Source organism: Tropicibacter sp. Alg240-R139, assembly GCF_900537075.1.
GTDB lineage: Bacteria > Pseudomonadota > Alphaproteobacteria > Rhodobacterales > Rhodobacteraceae > Falsiruegeria.
Window position 1 is genome coordinate 382,959 of sequence record NZ_UNRA01000004.1, and the last position, 9,745, is coordinate 392,703.

The 9,745-nt window shown below is 58.5% G+C and carries 6 protein-coding genes and 2 pseudogenes; 2 read left to right on the top strand and 6 right to left on the bottom strand.

Annotated elements, in window-relative coordinates; genetic code table 11:
• Positions 1–235 precede the first annotated feature (235 nt).
• Positions 236–3,094 carry an excinuclease ABC subunit UvrA gene (gene uvrA, locus G6R15_RS17580; protein WP_164661279.1) on the top strand — a complete coding sequence of 953 codons (2,859 nt, stop codon included), beginning with the start codon at positions 236–238 and terminating at the stop codon, positions 3,092–3,094.
• Positions 3,095–3,173: 79 nt separating this feature from the next.
• Here the strand turns inward: uvrA and G6R15_RS17585 are convergent, their stop codons facing one another.
• Complete coding sequence (locus tag G6R15_RS17585; RefSeq protein ID WP_164661280.1) at positions 3,174–3,608, bottom strand: excinuclease ABC subunit A; 435 nt, start codon at positions 3,606–3,608, stop codon at positions 3,174–3,176.
• A 118-nt stretch (positions 3,609–3,726) separates the two neighbouring features.
• Here G6R15_RS17585 and G6R15_RS17590 point away from each other — a divergent pair, with 118 nt between their 5' ends.
• Positions 3,727–4,491 (top strand): helix-turn-helix domain-containing protein, encoded by a 765-nt coding sequence (locus G6R15_RS17590; RefSeq protein WP_164661281.1) that lies wholly within the window; start codon positions 3,727–3,729, stop codon positions 4,489–4,491.
• Here the strand turns inward: G6R15_RS17590 and G6R15_RS17595 are convergent.
• The 5 genes and pseudogenes from G6R15_RS17595 to G6R15_RS17610 form a co-directional block, all read right to left on the bottom strand.
• Complete coding sequence (locus tag G6R15_RS17595; RefSeq protein WP_164661282.1) at positions 4,474–5,826, bottom strand: MmgE/PrpD family protein; 1,353 nt, start codon at positions 5,824–5,826, stop codon at positions 4,474–4,476. The genes G6R15_RS17590 and G6R15_RS17595 overlap by 18 nt on opposite strands.
• A 236-nt stretch (positions 5,827–6,062) precedes the next feature.
• Positions 6,063–6,989: a 3-hydroxyisobutyrate dehydrogenase gene (mmsB, locus tag G6R15_RS23060; RefSeq protein ID WP_306432353.1), complete on the bottom strand. Its 927-nt coding sequence runs from the start codon at positions 6,987–6,989 to the stop codon at positions 6,063–6,065.
• Positions 6,969–7,982, bottom strand: a pseudogene (locus G6R15_RS23065) (enoyl-CoA hydratase/isomerase family protein); the annotation flags it as partial. The gene mmsB and the pseudogene G6R15_RS23065, both read right to left, overlap by 21 nt.
• Before the next feature lie 10 nt (positions 7,983–7,992).
• Positions 7,993–9,135: an acyl-CoA dehydrogenase family protein gene (locus G6R15_RS17605; protein ID WP_164661284.1), complete on the bottom strand. Its 1,143-nt coding sequence runs from the start codon at positions 9,133–9,135 to the stop codon at positions 7,993–7,995.
• Between the two features lie 365 nt (positions 9,136–9,500).
• A pseudogene (locus G6R15_RS17610) lies at positions 9,501–9,745 on the bottom strand (hypothetical protein); the annotation flags it as partial.

The window sequence follows — 9,745 nt, forward strand, 5'->3', positions numbered from 1 at the left end:
TCTTATGCTCAAAAATTCAGTGTCAAAAATGATTTATTCGAACAGTGTATCCGCGTTTTGCAAAATCCAAAGGGGAAAAGACGGCGACCAAAGTGGTGCCGGGGCTTGAAAATGCCGCACAACAGGCATTTCCGCCGATGCAAAAGTTCGCTTGTTCACATTTTGTTCGCACTTTTGGGTTGGAGACTCAGCCACGCTCCACTATCTCTTAACCACTTGAGTGCAGGGGGCCCGAATGGCTGAGCTGAAGAATATCGAGGTGCGTGGCGCGCGCGAACACAACCTCAAAGGCATCGACGTTGACATCCCGCGGGATCAGCTGGTTGTGATCACCGGTCTTTCAGGCTCGGGAAAATCCTCGCTTGCGTTCGATACGATTTACGCCGAAGGGCAACGGCGCTACGTGGAAAGTCTGTCGGCTTACGCCCGCCAATTCCTTGATATGATGGAAAAACCTGATGTGGACCACATCAGCGGGCTTAGCCCGGCCATCTCAATCGAGCAGAAGACGACGTCCAAAAATCCGCGTTCAACCGTCGGTACTGTGACAGAAATCTATGACTATATGCGTCTGCTGTTTGCCCGAGCCGGCACTCCTTACAGCCCGGCCACCGGACAGCCGATCGAAGCGCAGCAAGTGCAGGATATGGTCGACCGGATCATGAAAATGGACGATGGCACGCGCGGCTATCTGTTGGCCCCCATCGTGCGCGACCGCAAAGGCGAATACAAAAAAGAGTTCCTGGAGCTGCGCAAACAAGGTTTTCAGCGGGTCAAGGTCGACGGGGAGTTCTATGAACTGGACGAACCGCCGAAGCTGGACAAGAAGTACCGACATGACATTGACGTTGTGGTTGACCGTCTGGTGGTGCGCGAGGGAATGGAAACCCGCCTGGCCGACAGTCTGCGTACCGCGCTTGATCTGGCTGAGGGCATTGCGATCCTTGAGACCGCGCCCAAAGAGGGCGATCCAGAGCGGATTACGTTTTCTGAGAATTTCGCCTGTCCCGTCAGTGGTTTCACCATCCCCGAGATCGAACCGCGCTTGTTTTCGTTCAACGCACCCTTTGGCGCTTGTCCGGATTGTGATGGGTTGGGGGTCGAGCTGTTCTTTGACGAACGCCTGGTGGTGCCGGATCAAACGCTGAAAGTCTATGACGGCGCACTGGCTCCGTGGCGCAAGGGCAAATCCCCCTATTTCCTGCAGACGATCGAGGCGATCGCCAAGCATTTCGAGTTTGATAAGAACATCCCGTGGAAAGACCTGCCTAAGAATGTACAGCAGGTGTTCCTCTATGGTTCGGGCGAGGAAGAGATCGAATTCCGCTATGACGAGGGCGGCCGCGTTTATCAGGTGACGCGTGTGTTCGAAGGCGTCATTCCCAACATGGAGCGGCGATACCGCGAGACGGATTCGAACTGGATTCGTGAGGAATTCGAGCGTTATCAAAACAACCGTCCCTGTGGGTCTTGCCGGGGATACCGCCTGCGCGAAGAGGCGCTGGCCGTCAAGATTGCGGGTCTGCACGTGGGCAACGTGGTGCAAATGTCGATCCGCGAGGCACTGGCCTGGGTCGGCAGTGCGCCCGAGCACATGAGCCAGCAAAAGAATGAGATCGCGCGGGCCATTCTGAAAGAAATACGCGAGCGGTTGGGTTTCCTGAATAACGTGGGTTTGGAATACCTTACGCTGTCACGTTCAAGTGGTACGCTGTCAGGGGGCGAAAGCCAACGTATTCGTTTGGCCAGTCAGATTGGTTCGGGCTTGACCGGGGTTCTGTACGTTCTCGACGAGCCGTCCATCGGCCTGCATCAACGCGACAACGACCGGCTGCTTGGTACGCTCAAGAACCTGCGCGATCAAGGCAATACCGTGATCGTGGTCGAACACGACGAAGAGGCCATTCGCGAAGCCGACTATGTCTTTGACATTGGTCCAGGTGCTGGGGTGCACGGTGGGCAAGTGGTCAGCCACGGGACGCCTTCCGAAATCACGGCGGATGCGGCTTCGATCACTGGGCAATATTTGTCTGGTGTGCGAGAGATCGCTGTTCCCGCCGAGCGACGGACAGGCAACGGCAAGACGCTCACTGTGGTCAAGGCGACTGGTAACAACCTGAAAAAGGTCACGGCGGATTTCCCCTTGGGCAAGTTCGTGTGTGTGACCGGCGTGTCTGGAGGGGGCAAATCCACGCTTACGATCGAGACTTTGTTCAAGACTGCGTCGATGCGGCTGAACGGCGCGCGGCAGACGCCTGCACCCTGTGAGACGATCAAAGGGCTGGAGCATCTCGATAAGGTCATCGACATCGACCAGCGCGCCATCGGGCGAACTCCACGTTCAAATCCAGCGACTTACACTGGCGCCTTCACGCCGATCCGCGACTGGTTTGCGGGCCTTCCCGAGGCCAAGGCGCGCGGCTACAAGCCCGGTCGTTTCAGCTTCAACGTCAAGGGCGGCCGGTGCGAGGCCTGCCAGGGCGACGGCGTGATCAAGATCGAAATGCACTTTCTGCCGGACGTCTATGTAACGTGTGAGACCTGCAAGGGCGCGCGCTACAACCGCGAAACGCTTGAGATCAAGTTCAAGGGTAAATCTATCGCCGACGTGCTCGACATGACGGTCGAAGACGCGCAGGACTTTTTCAAGGCGGTGCCCTCGATCCGGGATAAGATGGATGCTCTGGCACGTGTGGGATTGGGCTATATCAAGGTCGGCCAGCAGGCCACGACGCTGTCAGGGGGCGAGGCGCAGCGGGTGAAACTGTCCAAAGAACTGTCGAAACGGTCCACGGGCCGAACGCTCTATATCCTGGACGAGCCGACCACGGGTCTGCACTTTGAAGATGTGCGCAAGTTGTTGGAAGTGCTGCATGAACTGGTCGATCAAGGCAATACGGTGGTGGTCATCGAACACAACCTGGATGTGGTGAAAACAGCCGACCACATCATAGATATCGGCCCCGAAGGGGGCGATGGCGGAGGTCGGATCGTGGCCAAAGGTACGCCGGAGCAGGTGGCCGAATGTGAGGGCAGCCACACCGGGCACTACCTGAAACCGATGCTGAACCCGGAACGGGTCGCGGCAGAATGATGTGTGCAGAGGGACGTTGCCCCTCTGCGTCCACTGGAGCATTCACTCCGGAGAGTATTGGACAGAATGAAAGGGCTGGTCAGGCCGCCGCCCTTTGAGTTTTGCTCGCCATCAGGATGGGCACCAGGAACAATGCCAGAAAGCCAGAGTTCATCACCACGTTGAACCAGGCGCCAGCCGCCAGCGAGCCAAGGCTGTCAGGGATATACCAAGCCAACAGAATTGTACCGATCACACGCCGTGCCAGGGCAGGGTCGCGGACATAGAAATGTTCGGTGATCAGCCAAACAGCGACACCCAAGCCACACAACAGCCCGCCGCTGATCGCGCTTAGCAACGCCTCTGTGTCTGAGTCGATCTGTTGGGTGCCGTCCAAGGGTAGATGGGCGAGATCGAGAAAAATATTCAGGGCTGGTATCAGAAAAGTGAATGGGGCCATGGCCATTGCCAGACCGATGATGATGCAAAATACGGATGCGGATTTGAGCCATTGGGCTGTTTTGATGTGGGTCATGTCAGGGTCTCCTGTTTTGTCTCCTCAACCCTGATCGCCGCCACATAAGTAAATCAATTACCTCTGAGGTAAGTGCATTTCGGCGCGGCCCCGGTAAACTGAGCAACGGAGGTACCGCATGGCAAATTTTGGACCCACGCTAAAGGAATGGCGGACAACGCGTCGGATGAGCCAGATGGATCTGGCCTTTTCGGCAGGCGTCTCGGCGCGCCATCTTTCCTTTCTGGAAACCGGACGCGCGCGGCCTAGCCGGGGGATGGTTCTGCGGCTGTGTGATGAGTTGAGCGTGCCCAATGCGGGCCGCAACCACTTGTTGACGGCTGCGGGCATGGCCCCGGCCTATGCCTCTCGATCGCCGGATGCTGAAGAACTGAAACCGTTGAAAGAGGCGGTAACGTGGATGTTGGACAACCATGCGCCATATCCCGCGATGGCATTGAACCGGCATTGGCAGCTCGACGCGATGAATGGTCCGGCAGCAATGATGCTTGGCGCGACAGGGTTGCAATTGGGGGACAATCTGATCGAGGCGTTGGCGAACAATGAGGCCTTGCGCCGGTCCTTGGATAATTTGGAAGAGGTCGAGCGTCATACGTTGGCGCGGCTCAGGACGGAGCTCTCTCACTTTGGTCGTGACGCGGTGATTGAGAAGGCGGTCGAGGGCTTACAGGCAAGGGTGCGGAAAGATGCCGATGACGGGGTTCTGCCAGCGGTCATTCCCGCGCGCTATCGGTTGGGCGATCAAGTTCTGTCGTTCTTTTCCACCATCGCACAGTTTGGCACGACGGGGGATCTGGCGATGTCTGAGCTTAAGGTCGAACTGATGTTTCCTGCCGATGATCAGACCAGGGCCACTCTTTTGGCCCTAGCTGGGGCTGCTTAAGCACAGGTCCAGCAGGCGCGAGAAGTCCTGTGCCGAAAGCGTGTCGAACCGGCCCGTCAAATCCTCGATTTCGTCTGCTCGGGTCCGACCTAGAACAGGATCGGCAAACAGGTGGAACTTTTCGGAAATATCATGATCGCTAAGCGGCAGATCAGCGTCACCGCGTGGGGTACGGGGTTGCGATGTCAGACGGGTGCCGTCCTGTAGGATCAGTGTGACTTGCGCCCATCGTTTGCCGACACTGATCTTGGTGAAGTGTGGATCGTCGATCAGGGTCGTTGCCCGGCTCAGGCGCAGGATGTCGGGGTCGGTCAGGGTTTCAGCAGCTAGTTCGGGCACACCAACCTGATCGCGCACAATCTGCGTCGCAACGGGGAAGGCGATGGAATAGGCGAACTCGTCTGGCGTGGCGGGTTCATGGCCCGCCAATCGCGTGGCATTGTGAAAGGTGCGGATTTCGATCTCGACAACTTGGTCGTGGGTCAGATCGTGCGTGGTCATCAATTCGGTCGCGGCGTCCAACGCAGGATGGGCCCACCGGCAGCAAGGGTAGGGTTTGTAGTGCGTGTCCTCTACCAGCCGCCACTTGTCACCAAGATCCGACCAAAATTCGGCGGCGTCTTCTCCCTCGCACGTCAGGGCAGGGGCACCGGTAAAGCCCATGGTGGCCAAATAGGCCGCAGTCACACCCGAAGGCGCGCCCCAACCGACACCGTCGCGGACCATGGTGGGGTGGTCGATGCAGCGCATCATTTGGCTACGGGGACCGTGATATTCGCCAACCCCAGCCGCGTGGCGGATGGTGTCTGCGTCCGCGCCCAATTGCCGAGCCACTGCCGCAGCAACGCCAACGGCCGTCCATGCACCAGAGGTGTGGTAATCGGCGCAGGTCGCGTGCTGGGCAAGGCCGGCACGATAGCTGACCTCATAAGCGACGGCGAGCAGGGTGGCGAAGTCAGCGCCTGTGACAGGCTGGCCTTGGCCGCGTTGTGCGTCTGCAACAGCCATGAGGGCAGGAAAGATCGCCGATCCTGCGTGGCCTTTGCACGGAGAGGTCCCGTCATGCGCGTCGATGCTGTCGATGGTGAATGCTCCGGCCATGGCAGCCCCCGCGGGGCTGACAGGGGTGCCATCCATCATCATCCGCGCAGGCCCTGCATTAGTCACGCCAAACAGCGCTGTGGCGCCTTGGCGCGCGATTGCGGCAAGCGGTGTGGTCGAACCGACAGCGGCGACGCCCATGGTGTCCAGGAAACTGCGGCGCAGGACCTGCAGGACCGGCTCGGACAGGTCAGCGAAGGTCAGGTCAGCGGCGAAACGGTCGAATGTGGGCATCTGGGACTCCGGTCGTTTGGACCGAGCCTAGAGGGGGCGGCGTCAGAGTCTTTGTCTGTTTGCGACACAAAATGGTCTGGTCGATCTGACTCTCAGACCCGCAATTATCGGGATAGTGACATGAGAGTGTGAGAGCTCACCCCAAAGAGCGGTGCGCGACCTTGGGTGGGTGCAAAGCGCCCTCCCTTGGGGGAGGGCGGGCGCGGCTCGACGGTGCCAGGCCACGTAGAGAGACGTTAGTCTCGCGTCCGTTTCTCGAAGCGTGGCAGCATGGCGCTGAAGTCTTTGCCCGCGCCGTCTTCATCCTCGACAAATTGCGCATAGAGCGCCTGCGCCAGTTGACCCATCGGCGTGTCCGCATCCGCGCTTTCCGCAGCTTGTTGCGACAGGCGCAGGTCCTTGAGCATCAGATCCGCAGCAAAACCGGGGGTGTAGTCGTTGTCGGCGGGGCTTTGCGGGCCGACGCCGGGTGCGGGGCAATATGCGTTCATGGTCCAGCTGTAGCCCGACGAGGTCGAGACCACATCGAACATCTTTTGCCGGTCCAGCCCCAGTTTGTCCGCCAGGGCAAAGGCCTCGCATGTGGCGATCATGGTGACGCCAAGGATCATGTTGTTGCAAATCTTGGCCGCCTGTCCGGCACCTGCATCACCACAATGCACAGCCTTCTGGCCCATGATGTCGAACAAAGGCGCGGCCTTGGCAAAGGCATCCGCACTGCCGCCCGCCATAAAGGTAAGCGTGCCGCCAGCCGCGCCCCCAATGCCGCCCGAAACCGGCGCATCGACAAAAAGCAGGCCAGCCGCCGCCGCATCCGCATCTACGGCGCGGGCGCTGTCCACATCAACGGTCGAGCAATCCACCAGAGCCGCGCCTGAGGCCATGGCCGGGATCACGTCTGCGGCAACGGCGCGCAAGATCTGGCCGTTGGGCAGCATGGTGATAACCACGTCTGCACCAGCCGCAGCAGCGGTTGCGCTGTCTGCCATGTTGACGCCCTCTATTGTGACATCGGCCATATCAAAGCCAATGACCTCGTGACCTGCCTTGGCCAGGTTGGCGGCCATGGGACCACCCATGTTTCCAAGTCCAATGAACCCGATTTTCATACCCTGTTTCTCCTCCTCGAAAGACAATGCGTCTTGGCCCAACGGCTGCAGCATTTTCGACACTGCCGCAACGGGCACATTCTGATCGGCAAATTGCCAAGCCGGGTTGCGGTCTTTGTCGATAATCTGCGCGCGAATGCCCTCAAGAAAATCGCCATGTTCCATCGCGCGGTAGGTGAAGCGATACTCCAGTTCCAGCGCCTTGCGGATGGTCAATGTCGGCCCGCGCAAACGATGCAGCATTTCAACCGTGCAGGCCATCGAGAGTGGAGAGATGCGCGACATCGTTTTGAGCGTATCGGTGGCAAAACCGCTCTCTAGCGTCTTGAGCGTGTTAATAATGTCGATCAGGCTTTCGCCGCCAAACGCCTCGTCAATCTGCGGCATCATCGCCTCAAGCGTGCTGTCCGGGGCAGGCTGTGCGTGGCTTTCGACGTGGGCCGCATCGCCCGAGGCCTCAAGCATCTCGATCAGATCGCCCCAGCTTTCGCGCGGGATATAGTGGTCGGCAAACCCGGCAAAGATCGCATCACCCGGACCCATACGACCAGCAGTCAGGCCCAAATATTCACCCAAACGGCCCGGTGCCAAGGCCAACATCAATGTTCCGCCCACATCCGGGACCAGACCGATGCCATTTTCCGGCATGGCGATCTTGGAACTTTCACAAACAACCCGGTGCGAGCCATGGCAGCCGATGCCGACCCCGCCGCCCATGGTAAAGCCCTGCAGAAAGCTGACGATCGGCTTGGGGTATTCGAACAGCACCGCATTCATCCGGTATTCATCACGCCAGAAGGTGCGGCCATAATCGAAATTGCCTTTGGTGCCGGTGTCATAAAGCTCGGCAATATCGCCACCCGCGCAGAACGCTTTGTCTCCCTCGGCATCAAAGATCACCAGATCAACTGCATCATCCTCGCGCCAGTTGCGCAGGGCGGCTTCAATGGCCATGCACATGTCATAGCTCATCGCATTCAGGGCCTGAGGCCGGGTCAGGGTGATCCGGCCCGCACGGCCAGTGACGCGGATGTCGATGTCGCTCATGTCAAGTCTTTCAGCGGTTGGCCAGCATGTGGCGGGCGGTGATGACGCGCATGATCTCGTTGGTGCCTTCCAGGATCTGGTGAACACGCAGATCGCGCACCAGCTTTTCGATCCCGTAATCGGCCAGATAGCCATAGCCGCCGTGCAGTTGCAGGCATTGATCGACGATCTTTGACCCAGCCTCGGTCACGAATTTTTTGGCCATGGCGCAATGTTTGGAGGCATCCGGCACGCCCTGGTCCAGCTTCCATGCGGCCTGCCGCAGGAAGACTCGGGCGGCTTGCAGCTCGATCTCCATGTCGGCCAGACGGAATTGCAGGCCTTGGAACTGGTCGATGGATTTGCCGAATGCCTTGCGCTCGGACATGTATTGCAGGGTCATGTTCATCGCGGTCTGCGCCGCACCAAGTGAGCAGGAGGCGATGTTCAAACGCCCACCATCCAGACCCATCATCGCGTATTTAAACCCGTCGCCTTCGGTCCCGACCAGATTGCCCGACGGGATTTTACAATCGTCAAATTGCACCTGCGCGGTTGGCTGGCTTTTCCAGCCCATCTTATCCTCTAGCGCACCAAAGCTGAGGCCGTCAGTGCCATCTTCGACATAGACCGTCGACACTCCCTTTGGCCCATCCTCACCCGTGCGCACCATGCAAACATAGGCGTCGGAATAACCGCCGCCCGAAATGAATGCCTTGGTGCCGTTGAGTGTATACCCCTCGTTGGTTCGTTCTGCGCGCGTTTTCAACGCGGCGGCGTCCGAACCTGACCCCGGTTCCGTCAAGCAATAACTAAGCACGGTGTTGAGGCTCAGGACGTCGGGCATGATCCGCTCTTTCAGGGCCTCATCGCCAAAGCTGTCGAGCATCTTGGCACACATGTTGTGTATCGACAGGAAGGCCGCGACAGACGGGCAGGCCATACTAAGCGCCTCGAACACCAGGGTCGCGTCCAGACGGGTCAGGCCGGAACCACCAGCGTCCTCGGATACGTAAAGCCCACCAAGGCCCAGTTCGCCGACCTGAGGCCACAGTTCCTTCGGGATGGTACCTTCGGCTTCCCACTGGCGAGCAAAGGGCGCGATGTGCTCTTGGCCGAACTGATAGGCCATATCGAAAATGGCGGTCTGTTCCTCTGTAAGCGCGAAATCCATGTGCTGCCTTCTCCCCGGTGATGATCCAAGTGATAATGAATTGAACGGCTGTTTATTTCGTGATTCTTACAGAACTATTGCAACCTGAGAAAGGTCAGTTGTGCTGATTGTCGCGCGATACAGATTTTTTCAATTTGGAACACAGATAGTTGCAGCAAACTGTTTTCAGCGTTGAGACAGGCTTGAGGCGCTTCACATGTCCGAGGTCAGCCCAAAGAGGGCTTAACGGCTCGAAGGCTGGATCGGGATAGCTGACTTTCGGTGTAGCGCTGTCTACGAACATGGAGGCCACCAAGCGGCCGTTCGCCGCGTTTGCAGCACCGAGCGGCTTTTTTGCACAAACCGTCTAATGGTCGTGCTTCCCCTCACCCCAGACGGATTTTGCCTACGGGCTCAGTGATAGGTATGCCAAGAGCAGTGTAACGGTTCAGCACGGCGATGCGGATTTGGATTTCCGCGACCTGCCTTTCGAAGTCCCTTGCGATCACAGATTGGCCGAGCAGTTTCATACAATGCATCCGCTGACCGGCAGGGTTATGCGCGGCATGATCCCGAGAGGTTTCGTTTCGACACGACTTCGGCGGTGGTATCCGCTCCAACGTCGCCACAC

Bases quoted from the DNA above. Each gene is read 5' to 3' on its own strand.
- uvrA (WP_164661279.1), top strand. From the start codon at position 236: ATGGCTGAGCTGAAGAATATCGAGGTGCGTGGCGCGCGCGAACACAAC.
- G6R15_RS17585 (WP_164661280.1), bottom strand. From the start codon at position 3,608: ATGACCCACATCAAAACAGCCCAATGGCTCAAATCCGCATCCGTATTT.
- G6R15_RS17590 (WP_164661281.1), top strand. From the start codon at position 3,727: ATGGCAAATTTTGGACCCACGCTAAAGGAATGGCGGACAACGCGTCGG.
- G6R15_RS17595 (WP_164661282.1), bottom strand. From the start codon at position 5,826: ATGCCCACATTCGACCGTTTCGCCGCTGACCTGACCTTCGCTGACCTG.
- mmsB (WP_306432353.1), bottom strand. From the start codon at position 6,989: ATGCTGCAGCCGTTGGGCCAAGACGCATTGTCTTTCGAGGAGGAGAAA.
- G6R15_RS17605 (WP_164661284.1), bottom strand. From the start codon at position 9,135: ATGGATTTCGCGCTTACAGAGGAACAGACCGCCATTTTCGATATGGCC.